General features: G+C 63.4%; 22 protein-coding genes and 1 pseudogene. 6 read left to right on the top strand and 17 right to left on the bottom strand.

What is annotated here, in order from left to right; genetic code table 11:
- Positions 1-113: 113 nt before the first annotated feature.
- Entirely contained in the window at positions 114-629 is a 516-nt protein-coding gene (locus tag CIK76_RS05695) for a hypothetical protein (RefSeq protein ID WP_141393483.1), read from the bottom strand.
- A gap of 531 nt (positions 630-1,160) precedes the next feature.
- Here CIK76_RS05695 and CIK76_RS05685 point away from each other — a divergent pair.
- Positions 1,161-1,598, top strand: a complete 438-nt coding sequence (locus tag CIK76_RS05685) for an NUDIX domain-containing protein (RefSeq protein WP_255248361.1) — start codon at positions 1,161-1,163, stop codon at positions 1,596-1,598.
- Positions 1,599-1,786: 188 nt separating this feature from the next.
- Here CIK76_RS05685 and CIK76_RS05680 read toward each other — a convergent pair whose 3' ends face one another.
- From CIK76_RS05680 to CIK76_RS05650, 7 genes are all read right to left on the bottom strand, one after another.
- Positions 1,787-2,473 (bottom strand): N-acetylmannosamine-6-phosphate 2-epimerase, encoded by a 687-nt coding sequence (locus CIK76_RS05680; protein ID WP_096284322.1) that lies wholly within the window; start codon positions 2,471-2,473, stop codon positions 1,787-1,789.
- Between the two features lie 4 nt (positions 2,474-2,477).
- Complete coding sequence (locus tag CIK76_RS05675; protein ID WP_217990342.1) at positions 2,478-3,422, bottom strand: ROK family protein; 945 nt, start codon at positions 3,420-3,422, stop codon at positions 2,478-2,480.
- Positions 3,423-3,424: 2 nt separating this feature from the next.
- Complete coding sequence (locus CIK76_RS05670; RefSeq protein WP_096284320.1) at positions 3,425-4,372, bottom strand: dihydrodipicolinate synthase family protein; 948 nt, start codon at positions 4,370-4,372, stop codon at positions 3,425-3,427.
- Between the two features lie 55 nt (positions 4,373-4,427).
- Positions 4,428-5,231 (bottom strand): ATP-binding cassette domain-containing protein, encoded by an 804-nt coding sequence (locus CIK76_RS05665; RefSeq protein ID WP_096284318.1) that lies wholly within the window; start codon positions 5,229-5,231, stop codon positions 4,428-4,430.
- Complete coding sequence (locus CIK76_RS05660) at positions 5,228-7,213, bottom strand: dipeptide/oligopeptide/nickel ABC transporter permease/ATP-binding protein (protein ID WP_096284334.1); 1,986 nt, start codon at positions 7,211-7,213, stop codon at positions 5,228-5,230. Before CIK76_RS05660 ends, CIK76_RS05665 begins: the two co-directional genes overlap by 4 nt.
- 11 nt (positions 7,214-7,224) lie before the next feature.
- Positions 7,225-8,181: an ABC transporter permease gene (locus tag CIK76_RS05655; protein WP_176484106.1), complete on the bottom strand. Its 957-nt coding sequence runs from the start codon at positions 8,179-8,181 to the stop codon at positions 7,225-7,227.
- Positions 8,182-8,269: 88 nt separating this feature from the next.
- On the bottom strand, positions 8,270-9,886 hold the full coding sequence (locus tag CIK76_RS05650) for an ABC transporter substrate-binding protein (protein WP_096284316.1): 1,617 nt from the start codon (positions 9,884-9,886) through the stop codon (positions 8,270-8,272).
- Between the two features lie 132 nt (positions 9,887-10,018).
- Here CIK76_RS05650 and CIK76_RS05645 point away from each other — a divergent pair, with 132 nt between their 5' ends.
- Both CIK76_RS05645 and pepN read left to right on the top strand, forming a co-directional pair.
- Complete coding sequence (locus CIK76_RS05645) at positions 10,019-10,753, top strand: FCD domain-containing protein (protein ID WP_096284314.1); 735 nt, start codon at positions 10,019-10,021, stop codon at positions 10,751-10,753.
- 53 nt (positions 10,754-10,806) lie between these two features.
- A complete protein-coding gene (gene pepN / locus CIK76_RS05640; protein WP_096284312.1) occupies positions 10,807-13,452 on the top strand; it encodes an aminopeptidase N in 2,646 nt (881 codons plus the stop codon).
- 155 nt (positions 13,453-13,607) lie between these two features.
- Here pepN and CIK76_RS05635 read toward each other — a convergent pair whose 3' ends face one another.
- The 9 genes and pseudogenes from CIK76_RS05635 to CIK76_RS05600 all read right to left on the bottom strand — a co-directional run bounded on the left by CIK76_RS05635 (position 13,608) and on the right by CIK76_RS05600 (position 20,189).
- A complete protein-coding gene (locus CIK76_RS05635; protein WP_096284310.1) occupies positions 13,608-14,411 on the bottom strand; it encodes a hypothetical protein in 804 nt (267 codons plus the stop codon).
- A gap of 118 nt (positions 14,412-14,529) precedes the next feature.
- On the bottom strand, positions 14,530-15,585 hold the full coding sequence (locus tag CIK76_RS05630; protein WP_096284308.1) for a biotin/lipoate A/B protein ligase family protein: 1,056 nt from the start codon (positions 15,583-15,585) through the stop codon (positions 14,530-14,532).
- 105 nt (positions 15,586-15,690) lie between these two features.
- A complete protein-coding gene (locus tag CIK76_RS19980) occupies positions 15,691-16,077 on the bottom strand; it encodes a hypothetical protein (RefSeq protein ID WP_343252113.1) in 387 nt (128 codons plus the stop codon).
- Between the two features lie 82 nt (positions 16,078-16,159).
- Positions 16,160-16,510 (bottom strand): annotated as a pseudogene (locus tag CIK76_RS19975) (sigma-70 family RNA polymerase sigma factor); the annotation flags it as partial.
- Between the two features lie 83 nt (positions 16,511-16,593).
- On the bottom strand, positions 16,594-17,175 hold the full coding sequence (locus CIK76_RS05620; RefSeq protein WP_096284306.1) for a carboxymuconolactone decarboxylase family protein: 582 nt from the start codon (positions 17,173-17,175) through the stop codon (positions 16,594-16,596).
- Positions 17,176-17,353: 178 nt separating this feature from the next.
- A complete protein-coding gene (locus CIK76_RS05615) occupies positions 17,354-17,611 on the bottom strand; it encodes a type B 50S ribosomal protein L31 (RefSeq protein ID WP_096284304.1) in 258 nt (85 codons plus the stop codon).
- 133 nt (positions 17,612-17,744) lie between these two features.
- On the bottom strand, positions 17,745-18,584 hold the full coding sequence (locus tag CIK76_RS05610; protein ID WP_255248360.1) for an RNA methyltransferase: 840 nt from the start codon (positions 18,582-18,584) through the stop codon (positions 17,745-17,747).
- The gene (locus CIK76_RS05605) at positions 18,577-19,383 is read right to left on the bottom strand and encodes a sulfite exporter TauE/SafE family protein (RefSeq protein WP_096284302.1); all 807 of its coding nucleotides are present in this window, start codon (positions 19,381-19,383) and stop codon (positions 18,577-18,579) included. Before CIK76_RS05605 ends, CIK76_RS05610 begins: the two co-directional genes overlap by 8 nt.
- A 14-nt stretch (positions 19,384-19,397) precedes the next feature.
- Positions 19,398-20,189, bottom strand: coding sequence for an ABC transporter ATP-binding protein (locus CIK76_RS05600; protein ID WP_096284300.1), 792 nt, complete (start codon positions 20,187-20,189; stop codon positions 19,398-19,400).
- 349 nt (positions 20,190-20,538) lie between these two features.
- Between CIK76_RS05600 and serB the strand changes: the two genes are divergently transcribed.
- From serB to CIK76_RS05585, 3 genes are all read left to right on the top strand, one after another.
- Positions 20,539-21,462 (top strand): phosphoserine phosphatase SerB, encoded by a 924-nt coding sequence (serB, locus tag CIK76_RS05595; RefSeq protein WP_096284297.1) that lies wholly within the window; start codon positions 20,539-20,541, stop codon positions 21,460-21,462.
- Positions 21,463-21,622: 160 nt separating this feature from the next.
- Positions 21,623-23,362, top strand: coding sequence for a VanW family protein (locus tag CIK76_RS05590; RefSeq protein WP_096284295.1), 1,740 nt, complete (start codon positions 21,623-21,625; stop codon positions 23,360-23,362).
- Between the two features lie 76 nt (positions 23,363-23,438).
- On the top strand, positions 23,439-24,233 hold the full coding sequence (locus tag CIK76_RS05585; protein ID WP_096284293.1) for a GNAT family N-acetyltransferase: 795 nt from the start codon (positions 23,439-23,441) through the stop codon (positions 24,231-24,233).
- Positions 24,234-24,312 lie beyond the last annotated feature (79 nt).

Genomic DNA, 24,312 nt, shown 5'->3' with positions numbered 1-24,312 from the left:
CACCAGCGAGAATGAACAACACCGCTGAAGTTGTTCTGCCCAAAGCGACAGGCACAGGTCTCTAGTCGACGGACCTTTACGCACTCTCGAGCGTGCGCGAGAACTGTGCCGAACTATGCGGTATCTAGCTCTTCAAAGCGCCCTTTGGGAAGCGCTAAGACATAAACGGTGGCAGATGCGATGAAAACGAGCACGAACGACAATAATCCGATACCAGCACTTTGGGTGTTGGAACCATTGGGTTCTTGCCCTAAGGTGCTCATGACTGAACCAAGCCCAACGCCAAGCACCGCATAGGCGAATGATTCCGTGCTCACGACGATCGATTTCTCAATCTGATACCAGTGTCCGGACACGAAGAATCCCCTCGCGGTGACTCCTCCAACGATGAATGCCACCGTGGCGATGATGCAGCAGGTCACGAACATGCGCAGTGCCGATCCGTAGCCAACTCCGTCGGGACCGACATGTATTGCCACATGGTCCGGGATCCACGGGCTGGCCACCCAATAGGCCAGCAGCGTCAAGGCGATCGACAAGGCAGGGGCGAGAATGAATAAACATCGAGTTCCAGCAGGGCACGCGATATGAGATTTGGGCGTATCCACTAGGCTTTTAGTCATTTTCATCTCCCATCGGTATCGAATAAACTTCCTACTATGATCAGCAGCAACATCTTTTAGCCTACCGGAATGAGAAAGACCATGCTAGCGCCAATGCTTATTTCATTATTTTTGACGCTGGTATTTATTGGGACTTTCTGCTGGGAACGCCAAGATCGGAAGCGAACTCATTCGAAAGAGAACAAGTTTTTTAGCAACTGGGCCTTAGTCGCATTCTGGATCGCTCTGTTCTTCACGGTCGTATTTGCACTGGACCTCTTCACAAGCCTGGCAAACTAGCTGTTCAATTAGTTGAACCATTGGTACGCTCGGCGACTGCTTGGCAATCACGAAGGGGCAGGTAATTTGGCATTTGACCAAAAATCGAAGACTTCAAAACAGACGATTATCTAATCTGAAAGTCGTGCGCAGGCACTACTGACTAGAGATCTCGCAGTTTAGCCATCGCATCCGCTTTGGCTGGTCGTTCTCGTGGCCAGCTTATTAAATACTCAGAGGCAGTGATTTCACATCAACAACAGGAACGCGCTGACGCCCGTGAGCTACGTAGTCATTCGCGATAGGCATCGAGTTCTCCTGCAGCGCAGGCAGGGCTCCGGTTATCTAGACAATTACTGGTCAAATGCTGCCGCAGGTCACGTCGAAGCGGGTGAGTCGGCCATCCAAGCGGCCGTTCGTGAGGCAAAGGAGGAACTCGGGATCGAACTGGATGCCATGCAACTCAAGCCGCTAACCACTATCCACCGGCCGCAGTGCGGCAACGAAACCTCGGGTGGTCGCATCGATTTCTTCTTTGAATGCACCGCTTGGACCGGTGCGCCCCAAATCATGGAGCCGCACAAGGCGTCGGCACTTACTTGGTTCGACCTTGGACAGCTGCCTGGCAAAGTCGTTCCACACGAGCGGTACATCCTCGAACGGCTAGGCAACGGCCTTCCGGCCATAATTGCGGCCAATTCCCTCATGGCGCAGTAACTCACGATGGGCTGCAAGCGAAGGTTGGACACCTTCCAGGGGAGGTAATCGAGGAGATCTGCATCGCCAAGGTGCGCCCGAGTGGTGGGTCGGCCCGCGCCCACGGCTCCAAGCAATCCCTGAGCCACCCCGCGGCGATAGGGCTAATTCTCTGGCTGCGCGAGGTGTTTGGCCGGAAGCAGGTTCTGTTATGGGCTCAGCGCCGCGTCGAACCATCCGGTGATGCTCGCCGGGTGGGTGATCGCGGTGCCGACCACAACGCAGAATGCTCCGGCATCGAGCGCGGCACGGGCTTGGGCCGGGGTGTGGATGCGCCCTTCGGCGACCAGCGGCCGTTCGAGCCCCGCGGCGGCAATGGAGGCGAGGAGCTCCAAGTCCGGGCCCTCGGTTTTGGCCCGTTCTCCGGTGTACCCGGCCAGCGTGGTGCCGATCAGATCGGCTCCGTCCGCGGCGGCCGCCAGCGCGTCGTCGAGCGAACCGCAGTCGGCCATCACCAGCGCACCGGTTTGTTCGTGCACCGCGGTGATGGTTTGCCTCAGGGACTTGCCATCGGGACGAGCCCGGCGCGTGCCGTCCAGCGCCACGATGTGCGCTCCGGCCTGGGCCACGGCGAGGGCATGGTGGATTGTCGGGGTGATGAACACGCCCTCATGGCCATCCTTGAACAAGCCGATCACCGGCACCTCGACCGCCGAACGGGTGAATTGGATATCCGCTATTCCCTGCACGCGGACGGCGGCCGCCCCACCGATCACCGCGGAGGCGGCGACTTGCGCCATGGTCTGCGGGTTGCGCATGGGTTCGCCCGGATAGGCCTGCGCCGAGACGATCAATCGTCCGCGCAGGGCTTCTAGCTGCGGTTCGCTGAGCAACATGGTTCTAATTCCTCTCGTTGGCCGGCCAGAATAAGCTGGCCGCCCCGTAAAATGCTGCGTCGTTGCCCAGTTGGGCGGGCACGATTGCGGTGTGCGCCAGCGGGTCAATGGCCGAGGCGGCATATCCGGCACGCAGTGCCTGCCACCAAAGATCACCGGCGCCAGCCATCCCACCGGAGACGATGATCAGCTCCGGGTCCAGCACATTGCCCAGCGAGGCCAGCGCCATGCCGGCGGCCAGGGCCCCGGTATGCAGCGCACGGCGGGCGAGCTCATCGCCCTGTCCGGCGCGAGCCGTCAGCTCTCGGGTGTCCAAGACTCCTTCATCTCCGCCGAGGCGGAGATAATGCCGGTGGATTGCCGGACCGGAGGCGATGGCTTCGACATGTCCGGTGCGGCCGCAGGAGCAGGGCAGCCCGGTCGCCAGCGGCGAGTCGATGTGCCCCATATGCCCTGCGACATGGTGCGCGCCGGAGAGCAATTGGCCGTTGACCAGGTGTGCTCCGCCGATGCCGGTGCCGACCGCGAAGAGCAAGACCTGCTTCGCCGCGCGTCCGGCACCGGCGCGGGCCTCACCCAGTCCGTGGGCGTGCACGTCGTTGACCGCGCGGACCGGCAGCCCGGTGCGGGCCAGCAGTTCGGTGCGCAAATCCGTTCCGGCCCACCCGGCGATGGTATCGGTGGCGGAGGTGACCTGCGCGTTCGCCGGGTCGATGACTCCCGCCGCGCCCAGGCCGAGGCCCAGAATTTGCTCGTGCGTCTTTCCGCGCAGTTGCCCCACGAGTCCGGCCATCGCGTCGAGCACCGCCAGCGCTCCAGCGCTCGCTGGGGTAGGCACCTGCCCGGTGGCGATGATCTGCCGGCGGGAATCCAGCACGGCGCCGGCGATTTTGGTGCCGCCCACATCCAGGGCGAGCACCGCGCCGGCGCCGAAGCGGTGTTCGCTCATGCCTAGCTGGCCGCCGCGGTGAGCAGTCCGGTTTCGTTCAGGATGGTGCGGATGGCGGTGGCCTCCTGCGCGTTCAGCGCTTCCATCGGCACGCTCATGGTGTTCGCCGCGATCACGCCGAGCTCGACCAGCGCGGTCTTGAAGGCGCCCAAGCCTGCGGCTCCGCCGGAGACACGGGCCGAATCCGGGGTGTAGACGATGTTGAACAGGGCCGCGAGGCGGTCCTGCTCGGCGGCGGCTCCGGCCCAGTCGCCGGCCACTGCCAACTCGAACAGGCGGCGGTAGCCGGCCGGGTCCACGTTGCCCAGTCCCGGCACGACGCCGTGGGCGCCGCCGAGCAGCGCGCCGTCCACGACGACCTCGTGGCCGGTGAAGACCGAGAAGCCTTCGATCTCGCGGGTGGCCAGCAGCAGCTGGCGGAAGGACACGTCATCGCCCGAGGAATCCTTCACGCCCACGATCACCCCGTCGTTGGCCAGGCGGATTGCCACCTCCAGCGGCAGCTTGTGATGGGTGCGCACCGGCACGTCGTAGGCGAAGATGTCCACGTTCAGCGCGGCCTTGATCCCGCGGAAGTGCGCCTCGATCTCCGCGGCGTTGCTCAACGCGTAGAAGGGGGTGGTGACCACCAGCGCGTCGGCGCCGAGGTCCAGCAACCGCGCCCCTTCCTCGATGGTGCGCACGGTGGTCTGCTCGCTGGCGCCGGCCAGGATCGGCACGCGTCCGGAGTTGGCGGCCACGATGGCGCGCATCACCTGCTCGCGTTCGGCGTTGGACAGGTAGGGCACCTCGCCCGAGGAACCGAGCACGAACAGCCCGGAGACTCCCCCGGCGATCAGGTGCTCGACCACGCGCTGCAGGGATGGGATGTCGAGCTGGCCGTCGGCCGAGCGGGGGGTGACTACCGGTGGGATGACGCCGCTGTACTTCGGGTTATTAACAAATGCCACGTAACTGATCCTTCTGCTTGGGGCCCAATTCTTCGGGCCCTGAAATTGTGGGTGCCTAGAGCTGGAGCAGCGAGGGAGCTGCGCCCAGCAGGGTGCGGGTGTATTCGTTGGTCGGCGCGTCGAAAACCTGTGCGGCGGTGCCTTCCTCGACCAGCTCGCCGGAGTTCATCACGCAGATGCGGTCCGAAACGTAGCGCACGGTCTGGATATCGTGGGAGATGAACACCATGCCCAGGTTCAGCTGCGCCTTCAGGTCGGTGAGCAGGTTGAGCACCTGGGCGCGCACCGAGACGTCCAGCGCGCTGGTGGGCTCGTCCGCGACGATCACCTCCGGCTCCAGGGCCAGCGCCCGGGCGATGGCCACGCGCTGGCGCTGCCCGCCGGAGACCTGGCTGGGCAGGGCGGTGGCGGCCGAGGCCGGCAAGCCGACCACGGAGAGCAGCTCCAGGGCGCGGGCGGTGCGCGAGGCGGCGTTGCCGATGCCGTGCACGCGCAACGGGTCGGTGAGCGTGTCCATAATGCTCATGCGCGGGTTCAGCGCGGTGGCCGGGTCCTGGAAGACCACCCCGACGGCCCGGCCGAAGGCCTTGCGCCCGGCGGCGATGCGCTTGCCCACCGGCTTTCCGGCGAAGTGCACCTGCCCGCTGGTGGGTTCCTGCAGGCCGACCAGCACCGAGGCGAGGGTTGACTTGCCGCAGCCCGATTCGCCGACGATGCCCACCGTTTCGCCCCGGGCCACGGAGAAGTCCACCCCGTTGACCGCCTTGATCAGCCGCGGGGAGAACAGCTTGCCGCCGCGGATCTTGTGGTGCACGTGGATGCCGCGCAGCTCGATCACAGGTGCGTTGTCGGTGCTCATCGGTTGACTCCTGCGTTCTCGTGGCTTGCCCAGCGGTGCTCGGGATTCCCGGTGACCGGCACGAAGCTGGTGGCATGATGCGGGTCCGCGTCCGGGCGCTGGCTGCGTTCGGCGAAGCGGTCCCCGGGCACGAAGTCATACGGGCTGGGCACGGTACCCGGAATCTGGTGCAGGCGCTCGGCCTGCGATTCGATGGAGAGCACCGCGCCGAGCAGGCCACGGGTGTATTCGTGCTGCGGATTGGCCAGCACCGAGCGGATCGGGCCGGCCTCGATGACCTGTCCGGCGTACATCACGGTGACGCGGTGGGCCAGCGAGGCCACCAGCGCCAGGTCGTGGCTGACGAAGACCATCGCGAAGCCCAGCTGCTCGCGCAGCTCGTTGAGCAGGTCCACCACCTGCTTCTGCACGGTGACGTCCAGTGCGGTGGTCGGCTCGTCGCAGACCACCAGCTTCGGGCGGCGCGAGAGGGCCATGGCGATCAGCACGCGTTGGCGCTGCCCGCCGGAGAGCTCATGCGGGTAGGAGCGCATGGTGCGCCGCGGATCGAGTTTCACCAGCGCCAGCAGCTCTTCGGGGCTCTTGCGCCCGCCGCGGCGGGTGAGCTGGCGCAGCTGCTCGCCGATGAGCATCGATGGGTTCAGGCTGGAGAGCGCGTCCTGGTAGACCATCGCGATCGATTCTCCGCGCAATCCCTTGTAGACCTTGTCGTCTCCGGCCAGGGTGCCGCCGTCGGCGGTGGCCGGCAGCAGTTCCTTGCCTTCGAAGGTGATCGATCCGGACAGCTGCGCGCCGGGGCCGAGCAGGCCCATGATCGCCAGCGAGGTGATCGACTTGCCGCAGCCGGACTCGCCGACCAGCGCCATGGTTTCCCCTTCGCGCACGGTGAAGGACACGTCCTGCACGATCTGCGTCGCACCGTAGCGGTCCGGGAAGCGGATCGAGAGGTTCTTGACCTCCAGGATGGTGCGCGGATCCGGCTCATCCAAGACGAGCCGGTCGGTGCGCTGGGATTCGGTGCGTGCCAGCAGGTCCAGTTCGCGGCGAAGCCGTTCGTGGGCGTGCTCGTCGGTGGCAGCCTTGGCCACGGCCGAGCGCTCTGCGCTCTTCGCGCGCGGCTTGCCCGCGCCCTTCACGTTGACCAGCGCGTCGGTCATGCCCTCGGCGAGGATATTCAGCGCCAGCACGGTGAGCAGGATGGTCAAGCCGGCGAAGGTGGTGGCCCACCAGGCGCCGTTGAGCACCAGGGTGCGGCCATAGGAGATCACATTGCCCCAGCTCGGGGCCGGGTCCTGGATGCCCGCACCGAGGAAGGAGAGCGAGGCTTCGAGAATGATCGCGTCGGCGACCATCACGGTGGCGAAGACCATCACCGGGGCGGCGCAGTTGCGCAGCACATGGGTGCCGAGGATGAAGAAGCGTCCGGCGCCGATCACGCGTTCGGCGCGCACATAGTCCTCGCCCCATTGGGCCAGCACATTGGCGCGGACCACGCGGGCGATCTGCGGGGTGTAGATGATCGCGATCGACAGGATGATCACCGGCAGCGAGTTGCCCAGCGAGGCCAGCAGCGCGGCGGCCAGGGCGATGCCCGGGAAGGCCATCAGCATGTCCATGATGCGCATGATCGTCTCGTTGGCCCACTTGCTGCTGGTGGCGGCCAGGGCGCCGAGCAGCCCGCCGAGCACCAGGGCCAGCGCCACCGAGCCGAGGCCCACCAGCAGTGAGGCCTGCGCGCCGTGCAGCAGCCGGGAGAGGATATCGCGGCCCAGGCGGTCGGTGCCGAAGAGGTGTTCGGCCCCCGGGGCTTGGGCCGGGGTGCCGGTGGCTAGCGGATCGTGCGGGGCGAGCACCGGGGCCAGCAGCGCGAGCAGGCCCACCAGGACCAGGAAAGCCAAGGAGATCTTGGAGCCTAGGGTCAGCGCGCGGAAGCGGCTGCCGCCCGCGCTGAGGCGTTGCACCAGATTGTTGCGTGGGGCCATGATGGTCATCGCTACACCGTCCTAATACGTGGGTTGATCAGCAGGTACAACAGGTCGACGGCGATGTTCACCAGCACGAAGGTCATCGCGATGGTCAGCACCACGCCCTGGACCAGGTTCGTGTCCTGATTGGTGATGCCGTTCATGATCAGCTGTCCCATGCCGGGCAGCGAGAAGATCATTTCGATGACCACCGCGCCGCCGAGCAGGTAGCCGATGCGCAGCCCCAGCACGGTCACCGGGGTGACCAGTGCGTTGCGCAGCACGTTGCGGCTGACCACCTCGTTGCGGGGCACGCCGTTGCCGATGGCGGTGCGCACGTAGTCGCGGTCCAGCTCCTCGACCATGGAGGTGCGCACCACGCGGGTCAGCGAGGCGGAGACAGGGATGGCCAGGGCCAGCGCGGGCAGGGCCATATGGCTCAGCCAGGAGCCGAAGCCGCCGCCAGCCGGGGCGGCGCCGCCGGAGGGGAAGAGCGGGTTCGCGCCCAGGGCGAACCACTGGATGAGCAGGATGCCCAGCCAGAAGGACGGGGTGGCGATCGCGGCGATGGAGAAGATGCGCACCAGCTGGTCCGGCCACTTGTCGCGGTAGAGCGCGCCGAGCACACCGAAGACCAGCGAGATCACCACGGCGATGACCACCCCGAGGAAGGTCAGCTGCAAGGTCAGCGGGAAGGCGCCCTGGATCATGGTGCTCACCGACTGGGCCGGCGGCGTGGTGCTGCCGAAGTCCAGCCGGATCAGCCGGGCGAGAAAGGCGAAGTACTGGATGAAGATCGGATCGTTGAGTCCGCGCTCTTCCCGGTAGGCTTCCTTGGCGGCCGCCGAGGCACCTTCGCCCAGGGCGCTGGTTGCCTCGTCGCCGGGGGCGAGTTTGAGGATGATGAAGACCAGCAGCGAGATGCCCAGAATCATCACGGGCAGTGCCGCGAGGCGGCGTAGCAGCAGGTTGAGGAAATTTCCCACGCAAGGACTCCGTTGGGTTGGGAAGTGAATGTGGCTCGTCTCTGGCCGGGCTCCGCCCGCAAAGGCGGTGCCCGGCCAGGCGGTGCGGCTAGGCCTTAGGCGATACGCCGACGAAGGACACCCCGGTGGTCGGCAGCGGCGCGAAGCCCTCGACCGCATCGGGGTTCCAGGCGGTGGGCAGCTGGCGGTGCAGCACCGGGTAGAGCGGCACCTCGGCGGCGATCAGGTTGATGGCCTTGCCCCACGCTTCCTTCGCCTTGGCCGCATCTTCGGCCTTGACCGCCTGGTCGAGCAGCGTCTGCAGCTCCTTGTATTCCTTGGTTCCGCTCCAGCGGAAGCGGGACTTAGGCCAGACATCTCCGCGGTAGAACCAGGACAGCAACAGGTCCAGGTCGTTGCCGAACACCGATGGGTCGCCCGGGGCGGCGACCACGGTGAACTTCCCGGAGTCCACATTGTCTGCGTACAGGGCACCGGACTGCAGATTCTGCATGGTCACCGAGACGCCCGGGATCTTGTTCCAGGATTCGAGGATCAGCGGGGCGATGTCCTTCACCCAGGAGGTGTCGGTGGTCTTCAGCTCGAAGCTCAGGTTGCCCACTCCGGCTTCCTTCAGCAACGCTTCGGCCTTGGCCGGATCGTAGTTGTAGACGGTGTCCGCCTTGAGGTACTCCGGGTGGGTGTCCTGCACATAGGAGGTCGCGGCCTTGGCATTGCCCAGCAGCGCGGTCTGGATGATGGATTCGGTGTCCAGCCCGTAGTGCAGGGCCTGGCGGACCTTGGCATCGTCGAAGGGTTTCTCGGCGCAGTTGAACATCAAGAAGAGCAGGCCGAAGGACTGCACCGATTCCACGCTGGCCTTCGCCTTCAGGCGCTCCATATCCAGGTAGGGCACGTCTTCGATGGCCTGGACGCGGCCCGATTCCATGGCGGTTACGCGCGCGGCCGCATCGGAGAGCAGGAACCAGGTCATCTTTTCGGCCGTGGCCGTCTGGCTGCCGTTGTAGCCGGTGTGCTTGGCGAATTCGATCTTGTCGTCCTTGGTGGCGGAGACGAACTTATAGGGGCCGGAGCCGATCGGGGTGGCGTCGAAGGCCAGCTGGTCCTTGGAGGCGATGGCCTTCGGGACAACCTTGACCACCGAGATCCGGGTGGGGAACAGCGGGAAGGCGTAGTTCAGGGTGAAGGAAACGGTGTTCGCATCCTTGGCCTTGACCGACTTGATGAACGGAATGAACTGCGCGAACAGCGAGGCGTTCTTGGCATCCAGCACGCGTTCGAAGGAGTACACCACATCCTCGACGGTAACCGGCTTGTCATCGTGGAATGTTGCGTCCTGGCGCAGCGCCACTTCCCAGGTGGTGTCGTCAACCTGGACCGGCTGCGCGGCGGCCAGCGCCAGATACGGTTCGCGGGTGGCCGGGTGCAGATCGACCAGGCCCTCGAAAATGTGCATGTTCGCCGCGTAGGGCGTGGCCCCCGAGGAGGTCATCGGGTCAAAGCCGGTGGACAGAGCGTAGGAAATGCCGGCGGTGAGCAGGCCTGCGGTGGCAGCTGACCCGGATCCGGCGGACCCTTCGGTGCTGCTGCCCGATGAGCACGCGGCAAGGCTGGCGGAGAATGCCGCGGCCGCGCCGACCATGCCGGTAATCTTCAAAAAGTCTCGACGAGCATAGGGCTTGTTTGCCACTTCATTAAGTGCCATCGATGCCACCTCCAAGGAAATAATGTCAGTTCATCGGACGTAGGATGTCCGATCTATAGCCTAGACTGTAATGGTAATCACTAGCGGTGGTCAACTAGCTCACAGCCGCGAATTGGAAAATTGGAGAAGTTCATGACGATTAATGGGCCACGCCGCACCGATGCAAAGTCACGCCTGCGGGCGCTGACCTCCGATATCACCGCGTTGATCCTGGAACGGAACTTGCTTCCCGGAGACCCGTTGCCTACCGAACAGGACTTGATGGCCGAACTGGGCGTGGGGCGCAATTCGCTGCGCGAAGCGGTGAAGGTGCTCCAGGCGCTGGGCATCATCGACACCCGGCACGGATTCGGCATGTTCGTCGCCGAGAATACGCTCAGCGCGCTGCACGATTCGCTCTCCTTCCGCGGGCAGATGTCGCTGCGCCACCGCGGCCACGAGGCCGGCGAGCTGGTGGATGTGCGCCAGGCCCTGGAGACCGGGCTGATCGGCCAGGCCATCGGCGCGGTGACCGAGGAGCATCTGCTTGCGCTGGAAGCCGCCGTGGTGCGCATGGAGCATTCGGCGGTCGAAGGCGACATGTTCACCGACGCGGACCGCGACTTCCATCGGATCCTCTTCGAGCCGCTGAACAACACCCTGCTCAGCAATCTGCTCGGCGTGTTCTGGGAGGTCTACCATTCGATCCACGACGTGATCGGCCAGGCCGAGCCGGACAAGCCGACGCTGCTGGAGACCGCGGCGGCCCACCGCGCGATTCTCGAGGCGGTTCGCGCCAAGGACATCGAGCAGGCACGCCTGCTGCTGGCCGAGCATTTCCAGGGAATCCGCCAACTGCTAGCCCGAATGCACGCCGCGGCAGAATAACTGCCACCCCTCGGGGCATTATCAAACATTTATTTCACAGCTAAGCTGTAAGGGTGGACACATTAGAACGCTATGCACCCAATGAGAACCTGCGACGCGACGAGGCAGCTTGGCGCGCCGCCAACATCGGCTGGCACTTCGCAGAAGTCGAGCTTGATCTGCGCAACGCCACCGACGCGGCGGAGACCTCCTTCGCCGCGGTGACGACGCTGAATTTCTCGGCGGCCTCCCCCGAAACCTTCATCGACTACATACACGAGTCGATCCAGAGCATTGTGCTCAACGGGTCCGAAATCCCGGTGGCCGATGCGGTGCTCGACGCGCGCATCTATCTGCGCGGATTGCGCACCGACGCGCCGAATACCGTGCGGATCGCCGGACGCTCGAGCTATTCCCGCTCCGGCGAGGGCTTGCACCGCTTCGTGGATCCGCAAGACGGGCAGACCTATCTCTACACGCAGTTCGAGCCCTCCGAGGCGCGCCGCGTCTTCGCCTGCTTCGAGCAGCCGGATCTGAAGACCAGCTACCGCTTCACCCTCACCGGCCCGGAAGGCTGGCATCTGGCCAGCAACCAGCAGGTCCTCGACGAGGTCAACAACGGCGACGGCAGCAAAACCGTATCCTGCGCGCCGACCGCTCCGATCTCCAGCTACATCACCGCGGTGCTCGCCGGCCCCTACCATGTGGTGCGCGGAACGCACCTGCAGAAACTGGCCGACGGCGAAGAGCTGAGCATCGAGATGGCGGCCACCTGCCGCGCCTCGCTGGCCGAGCACTTCGACGGCGAAGAGATCCTGAAGCTGACCAGCCAGGGCCTGGAGTACTTCCACGAACTATTCGACTTCCCCTACCCCTGGGGCAAATACGATTCGGCCTTCGTCCCCGAATACAATCTGGGCGCCATGGAAAACCCCGGACTGGTGACCTTCACCGAACGCTATGTCTTCACCTCGCAGGCCACCGAGGCCCAGCATGAGCAGCGCGCCAACACCCTGATGCATGAGATGGCGCACATGTGGTTCGGCGACCTGGTCACCATGAAGTGGTGGGATGATCTGTGGCTGAAGGAATCCTTCGCGGACTACATCGGCACCCTGGCCAATGACGAGGCCACCGACTTCACCACCGCCTGGACCACCTTCGCCGCCCGCCGCAAGGCCTGGGCCTATGTGGCGGACCAGATGCCGACCACCCACCCGATCGTGGCGGATATTCCGGATCTGCTGGCCGCGGACCAGAACTTCGACGGCATCACCTACGCCAAGGGCGCCTCGGTGCTCAAGCAGCTGGCCGCCTTCGTCGGAGCCGAGGCCTTCCGCGATGCGGCGCGCGCCTACTTCCGGCAGCACGCGTACGCCAATACCTCGCTGGAAGACTTCCTGCAGGCCCTGGAAAAGGCCAGCGGGCGCGATATGCGCGGTTGGGCCGATGCCTGGCTGAAGACCAGCGGGGTGCCGAAGCTCGCGGCGCACTACACGGTGGACGAATCGGGCCTGATCACCGCGGCGCAATTGGAGCAGCGCGGGATCGATCCGATCAGCGGCGAGCAGATCATCCGCCCCCACGTGCTGAGCGTGGCCGCCTACACGCTGCGCGCCGGCATCCTGGAGCGCACCGAATCCCAGCGCGTGGAACTGCTCGGCGCCAGCGTCGAGCTGGATTTCCTGGTCGGCCAGCGCGCCCCGGACCTGCTGCTGCCCAACGACGGTGATGAAACCTATGCGCTGATCGAATTCGATGAGCGCTCGCTGCGGACCCTGCTGGAGCATCTGGGGGCGCTGCGCGATTCCTTGCCGCGCGCCACCTGCTGGGCCTCGCTCTGGGATGCGGTCCGCCAGGGGAAACTCGATGGGCAAAGCTATGTGGCGGCGATTTTGGAGCACGCCCACACCATCGAGGACTCGGGGGTGTTCTCGGTGCTGCTGGACCAGCTGGCCACCTCGATCTCCAAGTATGTCGCCCCGGAACTTCGCGCGGCACTGCGCGAGCAGGCGGCTCGGGTGCTCACCGGCTGGCTCGCTGATTTCGCCTCCGGCAGCGACCAGCAAACCACCACCGCGCGCATGCTCGCCCGTCTGGCGCGCTCCGGAGTGGCGCCGGAGATCATCGACGCCTTCCTCGCCGAGGAACCGAATCCCTACCGGGTCACCGTCGATGAGCAGCTGCGCTGGGCCAGCTATATTGCCCTCGCGGCCTCGGGCCGGATGGACTCCGCCGCTCAGGCGCGGATGCATGAGGCGGCGAAGGCCAACCCGACCAGCGTCGCGCAGAATTCCGTGCGCACCGCGTTGGCCGCCCGCCCGGATGCCGCGGTCAAGGAAGCCGCCTTCGACACGGTGCTGATGGGCCACGATGACAACGGCCCGCTGTCCAATGACGCGCTCTCGGCGATCGCCCAGGGGTTTGCCATGGGATCTCCCAGCCTCCTGGCCGACTGCCAACGGCGCTACTGGGCAGCCATCCTGCCGGTCTTCGAAACGATGAGCATGGAATTCGCCACGCGCGTGATCGAGGGGCTCTATCCGGGCATCCAGGATCTGACCGGAGACCCGGCGCAGAACCCGACGCTGCTTGCGGCCAACGCCTGGCTAGAGGCCAATCAGACCGCGCCGGCGGCCCTGCAGCGCATCCTGATCGAAGAACGTGCGGAGCTCCAGCGCAGCCTGCAGGCGCAGTCCTTCAGCCGGATCAGCCGCTAGGCTGCCCCGGCGCTAGGGAACGCGAGCCGTCCAGGCCTCGGTGTCGAATTTCGATTCGGCCAGGTCCTGGGCGGCTTTTCGCGTCTGCTCATCGAGTTGCGCCCGGGTGGCGCCGGTGCGCTTAAACATCGATTTAAGATGAATCACTCGGGCACTTATCGATAGATAGCTAGGATATCCAATGTAGCCGCAGGACCAGATAAATATTGGCTTTCCTGGCCTTCTTGCGGTTTGGTACGTTCCATCGCGCGTCGCTTTTCGCGCGAAACAAGATTCATTCCAGGGAATGATACATACGGCTTAAACTGGCCTTCTCCGAGAATCTTCGAAATCTTTCCGACTATGATCGCCCGATCATCAAAATCATCTACATCCGCATGTATACAATCGCTCTTGATTTTTCCAGAGACTTTCCAGTCGGTTTCAGAATCGTCGCCGACAATTATAAGATTTGACCCCATTGAGTTGACGATACTTTGAACGCCGGATAGTTCTTTCTGTCCCGGAATACCTCCAAAGTCAAAATTGAAACTTTCAGCCAATGGTCGAATCGCTTCTATTGTTGAAATTGCAGCTGCCAATTCGCCTCCCGACGAGAGCACATTGCTTATCTCTGGAATGTAAACATCGCATTCCCAGGAAACCATTGCTCCAACTGCTACCTGTGTAAAGTCTGACGTTGGATCCATAACTTCCAGCCAAGTAGAAACATCATTTTGATCCTCCACAATTTGGACAAGTCGTTCAAATTTCGATTCTGCAGTGTCCGAAAGCGTCAGTGAAACTTCGTTACCAGAATTCCTTTCGTGTTCTACACCTAATTGCTTGATTCCCGCTCTGCCTTGCGTAGCTTTGCCATCTTTTTGGCGGACAACATGTTCTACAGTGCGGCCACCCTCATATGCGCTTAAGTACTGATCCAACGCAGTTTCATCGAGGTATAAAAATCGCTTTAACATAATTCGGATGCTACGCGACAATACCGACGTTATAGTTCGTCCGAGCGCGGCCACCATTCTCGGAGTGCACAAACAACCTGACCTTGCGGTCACTAGCCATTGGTTATGTTGGAAGATACTAGGGAACGCGAGCCGTCCAGCCCTCGGTGTCGAATTTCGATTCGGCCAGGTCCTGGGCGGCTTTTCGCGTCTGCTCATCGAGCTGCGCCCGGGTGGCGCCGGTGCGCTTGGCGAAGGTGTCCATCATCGTCGAAATCAGCTGCGAGCGGTTCTGACTGGTCTGCGACTTGAGCGGATCCACGCGCTTGACCGCCGAGGTGATGCCCTTGTCGGAGATCTTTTCACGGCCGATGCGCAGCACCTGGACCATCTTCTGCGCATCGATGTCATAGCTCATGGTCACATGGTGCAGCAGCGCCCCGTTGGCCAGGCGTTTTTGCGCCGCGCCGCCGATCTTCCCGCTGGGCGTGGCGATGTCGTTCAGCGGCTTGTAGTGCGCCTTGATGCCCACTGATTCCAGGGCCTGCATCACCCAGTCATCGAGGAATGGGTAGGAGTCTGCGAAGCTCATGCCGTCCACCAGCGAATCCGGGGCGTACAGCGAATAGGTGATGCAGTTGCCCGCCTCCATGAACATCGCGCCGCCGCCGGAAATACGGCGAACCACCTTAATGCCGTGGTGCTTGGCCTGTTCCATGTCCACCTCGTTGCGCAGGGACTGGAAGGAGCCGATCACCACCGCGGATTCATCCCAATCCCAGAAACGGATGGTGGGTTTGCGCTCCCCCTTGGCGATTTGCCGGGTGAGCACCTCATCCAGGGCTACTTGTTCGGCAACTGGGATGATTTGCGGACCGAGGATTTCCCACTGGTGGTCTTCCCATTTGGTCGCGTGGCCCAGGCTCCGGCGTACCGCACGGGCCACTGCGTCGGCGTCGAAGCCGAACATTACCGCGCCTTCGCGCAGATTCGCGTTGACCGCATCGCGGATGGTGCCGTGGCTGGCTTCGGTGGGCAGCCCCTCCAGTGCTGCGTTGAGGTCTTCGAGGGCTTCGTCCGGCTCCAGGAAGAAGTCGCCATTCACCGAGGCGTTGGCGATCACCCCGTTGACGCTTTCGAGATCTACCACGACCAGCTTGCCGCCGACTACCTTGTATTCGCCATGATGCTTCATGGGACGATTCTATCGTCTCAGGTTGGCGGGGAGTTAAAGAGCAAACGGCGCGAGGGGCGACGAATTGCTCCTTGCCGGCGGTTGCGCACTGCGGCTATTGACCGGCTAGCGCTCCAGCGGAGTCTCCGCCTCCAAGCGGCCGAGCTTGTCCGGGTTCCGCATGGCGAAGATCCGTGCGACCCTGCCTTCCTCCACCAGGCTTATGAGTGAGGGACCGCCTGCTTCATCGTCGATGCGGATGCCCAGGCCCCCGTTGAGCCAGAGAAGCGCGATCTTCGGGTTTTGCGCGGCCTCCGGGAAGAGCCGCAGCAGATTGGCCACCTTCTTGGCACCGTACACCGGCACCCGAACGGCCTGGGCGACGCCGCCGCCGTCGGCGATGAGTATGACGTCGGGGGCCAGCACGTCCATCAGGCCCTGCACATCCCCGGTGGTGACCGCCGCCAGGAAGCTTTCCACGACTTCCCGCTGCTCGCCGCGATCCACGCGCATGCGGGGGGCGCCGGGCGGCCACATGAGAGCGTGCGCGGCTGGCGATCTGGCGCACGGCGGCCGCCGACTTGCCCACGGACTCGGCAATTTCCGCGTAGGGCACGTCGAAGACTTCGCGCAGCACGAATACCGCACGCTCCACGGGGGCGAGCGATTCGAGGATGGTGAGCATGGCGATCGAGACGCTTTCGGCCAGCTCCACGTCCTCGGCGACATCCGGCACGGTGAGCAGGGGCTCGGGCAGCCATTGCCCGACGTAGTCCTCCCGCCGCCTGGACAGCGTGCGCAGGCGGTTGAGCGCCTGGCGGCTGACGGTGCGCACGAGGTAGGCCCGCGGGTCGCGGACGGCCGTGCGGACGCCGGGGTCCAATTCGGCCCAACGGAGCCAGGCATCCTGCACCACGTCCTCGGCATCCGCCGCGGAGCCGAGCATCTCGTAGGCGACGGTGAAGAGCAGGCCGCGGTGCACGAGGAACGGATCCTGCAGGTCAGCGGCGCCGAGGTTGCTCATGCCGCCTATGCTACTCCGCGGCCGCCGCGCTCCGCGAGCGGTTTCAGCCCGCAGGAATCGGCGAATCCCTCGGATTCGATGCCGAGGGCGACGTTGCTGCGGGTGGTGAGGTTGGCGAAGCCGATGACGCTGGTCAGTTCGACTAGCGCCGGCGCGCCCAATTGCTCGAGCAGCCGTGCCGAGAGTTCGTCGGTCACCGAGACGGGCGTGGCGCTCATGGCCTCTGCATACTCCAGGACGTCGCGCTCCGTCGGAGTGAAGACCTCGGACTCGCGCCAGCACGGGATCTGCCGGGCCTTGTCCAGGTCCAGGCCGTGGTTGTGCGCCATGAAGTAGTTGTAGTCCAGGCACCACGTGCAGCCGATGAAAGAGGCCACGGCCATATGGGCGTAAGACTTCAGCGACTCATCGCAGCTGTCCCACTTCTGCACCTTCTGCCCGATGCCCATGGATGCCTTGAGCACGGGCTTGTTGTGCCACATCACGCCCAGGGATTCCGGGACTTTGCCGAACATCTTCGCGCTGAATTTCTTGATGAGTGCACCGTAGAGACCGGTGATTTCTGTGGCCGGGATCCTGCTGGTCATGACTCCTCCTGCGGGTCGGTTCTGGGTCCTATGACATGAAGACACCGCCCGCGCCGGATCTGTGACACCTCGGCTGCGCAGGCCAATCGACCGGCGGTGTGCTGCCGGTTAAAAAGCAAACGGCGCGATTCCAGTCAAACTGGAATCGCGCCGTTTTAAGCTTGCGAGGGGCGAAGAATTACTTCTTGCCGCCGAAGCCCTTGAAGCGGGCGTTGAAGCGCTCGACACGGCCAGCGGTGTCCATGATGCGCTGCTTACCGGTGTAGAACGGGTGCGATGCAGCCGAAATTTCGACGTCGATCACTGGGTAGGTGTTGCCATCTGCCCACTCGATGGTCTTGTCCGACGAACGGGTCGAACGGGTCAGGAACTGCTCGCCGGAAGCCAGGTCGTTGAAGACAACTGGACCGTACTGTGGATGAATATCAGCCTTCATAGCTATACACCTTTTGGTTTATGGCCACTGGATTTTGCCAGCAGCTACTTGCTCGGAAAATTAGCCTGCGACCTCGACCAGGGTCGATACACAGACATTCCATCCTATCCCACAAAACCAAGTTCTGCGAAACTCAATTGCGTGGCGCGGAGCACAGGTGCCAGAAGGCAATGGCGCTGGCCGCGCCGACGTTCAGCGAGGAGACTTCGCGGCGCATCGGGATCATCACCGCCTGGTCAACCAAGGCCAGGGTCTGCTCTGCCACTCCCCTGCCTTCGTTGCCCAGGATCATCGCAAATTTCTTTCCTTCGGTCATCTCGACCTCGTTGAGCGCCACCGCGTCCTCGGTCAGTTCCATGGCCAGCATCGTGTAGCCATGGTCCTTGAGGATCGCGATATCCTCTGGCCAGGAGTTCAGCCGCACCCAGGGCAGGTCGAAGACGGTGCCCATGGACACGCGCGCGCTGCGCCGATACCAGGGGTCTACGCACTTCGGGGTGATCAGCACCGCGTCGACGCCCAGTCCGGAGGCCGAGCGCAGGATCGCGCCGAGATTGGTGTGGTCGGCGATGTCTTCGAGGATCGCGATCCGCGAGCTGGCGGTGAGCACCTGGCCCAGGTCCAGCGGTGCCGGACGGTTCATCGAAGCCATCGCGCCGCGGTGCAGGTGGAAGCCGACCAGGTCCTGCAGCTGCCGGTCGTTGCCGATGAAGATCGGCACCTCGGGGAAGCGTTCGAACTCTTCGGCCAGCTGGTCCAGGTGCTTTTCGGCCAGCAGGAAGCTGCGCGGCACGTGGCCGGCGTTGATGGCGCGGGTGACCACCGTGGTGCTTTCGGCGATGTACAGGCCGTTTTCCACGTCGGTGCGCATGCGCAGGTGGGCTTCGGAGAGGCGCAGGTATTCGTCCAAACGCGCATCATCATGCAGATCTTCGACCCGCAGGATGCGTTCGGGGTTGGTGATCTCAGGCACCGGCTACCAGCTTGTAGAGCATATTCGCCAAGGCGACGACGCCGAGGATGACGATGACCAGGCGCAGCCATCCCGGGGAGAGCTTGCGTCCCACCTTCGCGCCGATGAACCCGCCGATCAGCGAGCCGACGGCGATCAGCAGGACGATCAGCCAGTGGATGCGTTCCGGTGCGATCAGCAGGTAAATCCCGGCGGCGACCAGGTTCACGAGCAGCGAAAGGATCACCTTGATGGCGTTGGACTGCTGCAGGGAAGCCTGCAGGAAGACGCCGAAGACCGCCATGAGCAGCACGCCCTGGGCGGCGGTGAAGTATCCGCCGTAGACGCCGATGACAAAGACCAGCACGTAGAGGATCAGCGGGATCTTCGCGCGGTCCGCGTCGTCCGGGTCGCTTCCGCCGCGCTGCGCTTGCCGGGTTTTGGCCCAGGCGGCGAGCTTCGGCTGGTAGATGACCAGCACCAAGGCGCAGAGCAGCAGCACCGGGGCGACCACACCGAACACCGATTCGGGCAGGTTCAGCAGCAGCAGCGAACCGATCAGTCCGCCGATCAGGGAGACCGGCACCAGTTTCAGCAGGGTCTTCTTCACGCTGGCCGCTTCGCGGCGGTAGCCCCAGGCGCCGGAGAAGCCGCCGGCGATCAGGCCCATGGCGTTGGAGACGACCGCGTTGACCGGGGTGATTCCCAATGCGACCAGGATGGGGAAGGTCACCAGCGTGCCCGACCCCACCACCGTGTTGATGGTTCCCGCCCACAGTCCGCCGAGCAGGATTAACGCTTCACGCCAAAATTCGATCACAGTTCAGCGCGTCCTTAGCCTTGGCGGCGCGCGACGGCGGAGTAGCGGCCGGCGTCTTCGCGCATGCTCAGCTCCATCCCGTAGGTTGCCTTGAGGTTTTCCTCGGTCAGGGTGGAGGCGATATCGCCCGAGGCAACCACTTCGCCGTCCTTGAGCATCAAGATGTGGGTGAAGCCAGGCGGTATTTCCTCGAGGTGGTGGGTCACCAGCACCAAGGCCGGGGAGTCTTCATCGGCGGCCAGCTCGGTGAGCTTGGTCACCAGTTCTTCGCGCCCGGCGAGATCCAGGCCTGCGGCTGGTTCATCGAGAATCAGCAGTTCCGGGTCGGTCATCAGCGCACGGGCGATGAGTACGCGCTTGCGCTCGCCTTCGGATAGCTTGCCGAATGGCTGGTTCATGAAGGTGGACATGCCCCACTGGTGGAGCATGGAGAAGGCACGGCGCTCGTCGAGACGTTCGTACTTCTCGCGCCAGCGCCCGGTCATCCCGTAGGCGGCGGTGAGAACCACGTTCAGCGCGGTCTCGTTGCCAGGAATGGCGTTGGCGACCAGTGCCGAGCTCAAACCGATCAACGGCCGCAATTCGAAGACGTCGACCTTGCCCAGGGTTTCGCCCAAAATGCCCGCGGTGCCGCGGGTGGGGTGCAGACGGGTGGCTGCAATGTTCATCAGGGTCGACTTGCCGGCGCCGTTGGGGCCCAGCACGATCCACCGCTGGCCTTCTGTGACTTCCCAGGACACGTCTTTGAGCAGGTTTTTACCCCCGCGCATCACGCTGACATCGTTGAAAGTTAGCACTTCGCTCATGGTTTTTAAGCCTAGACTTTCGTTCTCTGATTCACTAATTGAAAACACCGTGGTTGATGTGGAATAAGACTCCACGCGCCCGTGGTGGACCGGCCGAGCGCCGAATAGCAGTCTAGCCGTGGCGGGTACCCCGCTTGTCAAGGAAGCGGATAACCGGCAGAATTCCCGCTGAGTGCGCGGCGAGAAGCGAACCCGGCAACGGATCGCTCGCGCCCATCAGGCCTGCTGGCAGATTGGCCATCCGAAACTCATTGAACCAACGTGTACAAGTGCATTGGCTCTACCGCCAGCGGAAAGGAACCGACCGTCATGTTTGGTCGTACTTGGCTCCAGAGACGAAAATAGTTTCATGGCTTCAACTTTGACCCTCGTCTCCCGCCCGGCACTACCCCGCGAAACTTTCGATTCGCTCATCGACCATGTGGGCAAGGCCCTGCCCCTCGCCGCCGACGCCGCCTTGAGCGTGCAGCATTCAGCCGAGCGCATGGTGGCAAGGGTGCGCATCGAGAATGCTGATTCGACCGCATTGCGAATCGCGGCGCAAGAGGCCTTTGACGCCTACGTCGCAACCGGTGCGCTTGCGGCTGCGGACGCCTGCGTGACCGTGGTGGATTCCGCGCTGACCGATGCGCCGCGCATGCTGCTGCTGATGGATGTCGATTCAACCCTGATCAAGCAGGAAGTCATCGAATTGCTTGCGGCCCATGCCGGGCGCGAGGAGGAGGTCGCCGCGGTCACCGAAGCTGCGATGCGCGGGGAATTGGACTTCGCCCAATCGCTGGTTCAGCGTGTGGCCACACTCAAAGACCTGCCGGAAACCGTCTTGAGCGAAGTCATTGCGCGCGTGGTCTACTCCGACGGCGCACGCGAACTGGTGCAGCGCTTCCATGCAGCCGGGCACCTGGTCGGCGTGGTCTCCGGCGGATTCCAACAGATCCTGGACCCCTTGGCGGCAAAGCTCAAGCTGGACCACGCGCTGGCAAATACCCTGGGCATCACCGCGGGCCTGCTCGACGGCACCGTGCATGGCCAGATCGTGGATCGCGCCATGAAGGAAAAGATGCTGCGCGCCTGGGCGGCCGAACACGGCATCGGCATGGAGGCAACCATCGCCGCCGGGGACGGTGCCAACGATTTGGACATGGTCAACGCCGCAGGACTGGGTGTAGCCTTCAACGCGAAGCCGGCGCTGCGGGAGCAAGCGGGCGCGCGCATCGATTTTGGCCGCCTGGATGTGATCGCCGACCTAGTATTGGATGACCTGGCGGCCTGAAATCCAACAACTCGATAACAATTCAGGCGATTGCTCACACAACACCGCGTGTCGGTTGCTCCACCCGTTAGTATTTCTTTTGGTGCATTGCTGTACTTGGAAGTAATAATTCACGTACCGTGCCCGACCCCAATCGCTTTTCGAAAGAGCTAACAGACAAGTGCAGACTCCCTCCCCGGACAGTTCATCCTCACCCTCCGCTCGCAACGGTTCCAAGGGCAAGGCCAAGAGCAAGGCCAAGCCCTGGATCATTACCGGTTCGTGCGTGGTGGCTGCGGCGGCGCTCTATTTCGGCGGTGCAGCCTTCGTGAGCGCCCAGATCCCGGCTAATACGAGCATCGCCGGGGTGAACATCGGTTCGATGAGCCAGGACGAAGCACGAGCTGCCCTGAGTGAATCCGTGGCGCCCTTGGCGGCTGAGCCCTTCGAGGTCCTGGTAAATGCCCAGAGCTACAAAATTGATCCGGCCAAGGCGGGGCTGACGCTCAACATCGATGACACGGTCGCCGACCTGACCGGATACGAAGCAAACCCGGCCGATCTGCTCGATCGCTTAACCGGAAAATACACCGCCACCGCGAGCATCGACGTAGCCAACGACAAGCTCAACACCGAACTTCAGGCGCTGGCCAAGAAGGCAAACGCCGAGGTCGCCGAGGGAGATATCACCTTCGCCGAGGGCAAGGCAACGCTCGTCGCGCCCGTTGTTGGCGTCGTGTTGAAGCAAGATGAGGCCGCCAGCTTGCTGAGCGAAGAATGGCGCATCGGCGCAGCCGGGATTGAGCTGCCCAGCGAGGTCACCAAGCCGGAGATTTCCCCCGATGCCTTGCAGTCCTTCTATGACGACCAGGTGAAGTCCTTGCTCGCGGACAAGGTCACCCTGACCTCGGATGAAAAGAAGGTCGATATTTCGACCGCTTCGATCGCCGCCGCGGCCAGCTACACGCCGAAGGACGGCGCCCCGGCCATCACCCTGGACGACAAGAAGCTCTTTGCCGCGGCGACCAAGAATTCCGAGTTGAGCAGCACGGCCAAGAACGCGCGCATCACGCTGGCAAATGGCAAGCCCACCATCAAGGAATCGGTGACCGGCGTCGCGCTCGAGACCAAGGGCCTGGGCGCCAAGGTACTGGCCGCGACCGAAACCAAGGAGCGCACCGCAAAGGTGGTGCTGAGCGCTTCGGAAGCCGATTTCACCACCGAAGACGCCAAGAAGCTGGGCATCAAGGAAGAGATCGTCGAATTCTCGACCCCCTACCCGACCAATGACACGGTCCGCACCAAGAACCTGCGTGCGGGCTCGGCACGCATCAACGGAACCGTGATCGAGCCCGGGGAGAACTTCTCGCTGCTCAAGGCCCTGGGCCCAATCACCGTGGCCAACGGCTACTTCGGTTCCGGCGTGGTGGTCGACGGCTTCTCCAGTGAAGCGGTTGGCGGAGGCCTGTCGCAGATCTCCACCCAGTTGTACAACGTCGGCTTCCTTGCCGGCTACGACGACGTCACCCACAAGCCGCACTCCCGCTGGTTCGAACGCTACCCGGCGGGGCGCGAAGCCACCCTGTGGGAAGGCTCGGTCGACATGATCTGGAAGAACAACTCCCCCTATGGTGTGATGATCCAGGCCTGGGTATCCGGGGACCGGGTGCACACTCGGCTGTGGAGCACCGATTATTGGAAGGTCTCGCAGAAGAGCTCGGGCAAGTACAACCAGACGAACCCGGAGATCAAGTACAACACCGCCAAGGAATGTGTTTCCGAAAGCGGCGGGCAGAAGGGCTTCACCATCGACATCACGCGCAATCGCACGACGGTTGACGGTTCGAAAACCCTGCCACCGGATGTCAAGAGCTGGACCTACCAGCCATGGCACAAGGTGGTCTGCGGCGAGAAGCCGTAACCGCACAACTTCCCAGGGCGCCTTCTGATTATTCAGGAGGCGCCCTTTTGATCCATCCGGCAGGCGGGAACCAACCATGGGCACAGCATTGGCCGCAGAATTTCTTGGTTTATACGACGAGCAGCTTCGCACCGATGCAGAAACGCCGAGCGCGCTCAACGTGGCACGGCTCGGTCCACTGCGCCTGGTGAGCTTCGCGAAGGGCCGAGGGTTCATCACCTACCCGCACGTTGACCGGGCCAGCGGGATTGATCTTTCCAGCCTAGTTGGCGAGGCATTGACCCACTACGAACTAGCGCCCGAGATCACCCGGGTTGAGTGGAAGACGCGCGGCCACGATCATGCACCCGGACTGCACGACGAGTTGCTAGCCCATGGATTCGTTGCCGAAGAATCCGAGTCCATCATGATTGGGCCGGCAGCGGATCTCGCGGTGGACGTCGAGTTGCCGGCGGGCGTTCGGCTGCGCCAAGTTTCAACCGAGACAGAAGTGCGCGCGATGTGTGCGATGCAGGATGAGGCCTTCGGCGATCCGGTGTCGGAGCATCACGCCGAGGCGGTGTTGCAGCGCCTGGCCACCGATGACGGGATGGAACTCTGGGTTGCCGAAGCCAATGGGCAGATCGTCAGTGCCGGAAGGCTTGAACCCGTTCCCGGAACGCAATTTGCAGGCATCTGGGGCGGCGGAACCCTTGAGCAATGGCGCGGAAGAGGGATCTACCGTGCGCTGACGGCTGCCCGGGCCCGCTCCGCGCTGAAGTTGGGCAAAACGCTGATCCATAGCGACTCTACCGAGTACTCCCGTCCCATCCTCGAACGCTATGGTCTGCTGAAGGTCTCCGCAACCACCCCCTATCAGTGGACATGCTAACCTCAGCGGATTCTTCGCTGGCCAGCCACGACGGCATGCCCCCTCGATAGGATGCTTAAAAAGCCTGTTGCCCGCCCCC

This window comes from Glutamicibacter sp. BW80 (genome assembly GCF_002332385.1).
Taxonomy (GTDB): Bacteria; Actinomycetota; Actinomycetes; order Actinomycetales; family Micrococcaceae; genus Glutamicibacter.
The sequence above is the reverse complement of the archived record's forward strand: the minus strand, read 5'-3'. Positions and strand labels throughout refer to the sequence as shown.

What these genes read in the sequence shown, in the direction of transcription:
- CIK76_RS05695 (WP_141393483.1), bottom strand. Translation starts at nt 629, where the DNA reads ATGAAAATGACTAAAAGCCTAGTGGATACGCCCAAATCTCATATCGCG.
- CIK76_RS05680 (WP_096284322.1), bottom strand. Translation starts at nt 2,473, where the DNA reads ATGTTGCTCAGCGAACCGCAGCTAGAAGCCCTGCGCGGACGATTGATC.
- CIK76_RS05675 (WP_217990342.1), bottom strand. Translation starts at nt 3,422, where the DNA reads ATGAGCGAACACCGCTTCGGCGCCGGCGCGGTGCTCGCCCTGGATGTG.
- CIK76_RS05665 (WP_096284318.1), bottom strand. Translation starts at nt 5,231, where the DNA reads ATGAGCACCGACAACGCACCTGTGATCGAGCTGCGCGGCATCCACGTG.
- CIK76_RS05660 (WP_096284334.1), bottom strand. Translation starts at nt 7,213, where the DNA reads ATGGCCCCACGCAACAATCTGGTGCAACGCCTCAGCGCGGGCGGCAGC.
- CIK76_RS05650 (WP_096284316.1), bottom strand. Translation starts at nt 9,886, where the DNA reads ATGGCACTTAATGAAGTGGCAAACAAGCCCTATGCTCGTCGAGACTTT.
- CIK76_RS05645 (WP_096284314.1), top strand. Translation starts at nt 10,019, where the DNA reads ATGACGATTAATGGGCCACGCCGCACCGATGCAAAGTCACGCCTGCGG.
- CIK76_RS05635 (WP_096284310.1), bottom strand. Translation starts at nt 14,411, where the DNA reads ATGTTAAAGCGATTTTTATACCTCGATGAAACTGCGTTGGATCAGTAC.
- CIK76_RS05630 (WP_096284308.1), bottom strand. Translation starts at nt 15,585, where the DNA reads ATGAAGCATCATGGCGAATACAAGGTAGTCGGCGGCAAGCTGGTCGTG.
- CIK76_RS19980 (WP_343252113.1), bottom strand. Translation starts at nt 16,077, where the DNA reads ATGCGCGTGGATCGCGGCGAGCAGCGGGAAGTCGTGGAAAGCTTCCTG.
- CIK76_RS05620 (WP_096284306.1), bottom strand. Translation starts at nt 17,175, where the DNA reads ATGACCAGCAGGATCCCGGCCACAGAAATCACCGGTCTCTACGGTGCA.
- CIK76_RS05615 (WP_096284304.1), bottom strand. Translation starts at nt 17,611, where the DNA reads ATGAAGGCTGATATTCATCCACAGTACGGTCCAGTTGTCTTCAACGAC.
- CIK76_RS05600 (WP_096284300.1), bottom strand. Translation starts at nt 20,189, where the DNA reads ATGAGCGAAGTGCTAACTTTCAACGATGTCAGCGTGATGCGCGGGGGT.
- serB (WP_096284297.1), top strand. Translation starts at nt 20,539, where the DNA reads ATGGCTTCAACTTTGACCCTCGTCTCCCGCCCGGCACTACCCCGCGAA.
- CIK76_RS05585 (WP_096284293.1), top strand. Translation starts at nt 23,439, where the DNA reads ATGGGCACAGCATTGGCCGCAGAATTTCTTGGTTTATACGACGAGCAG.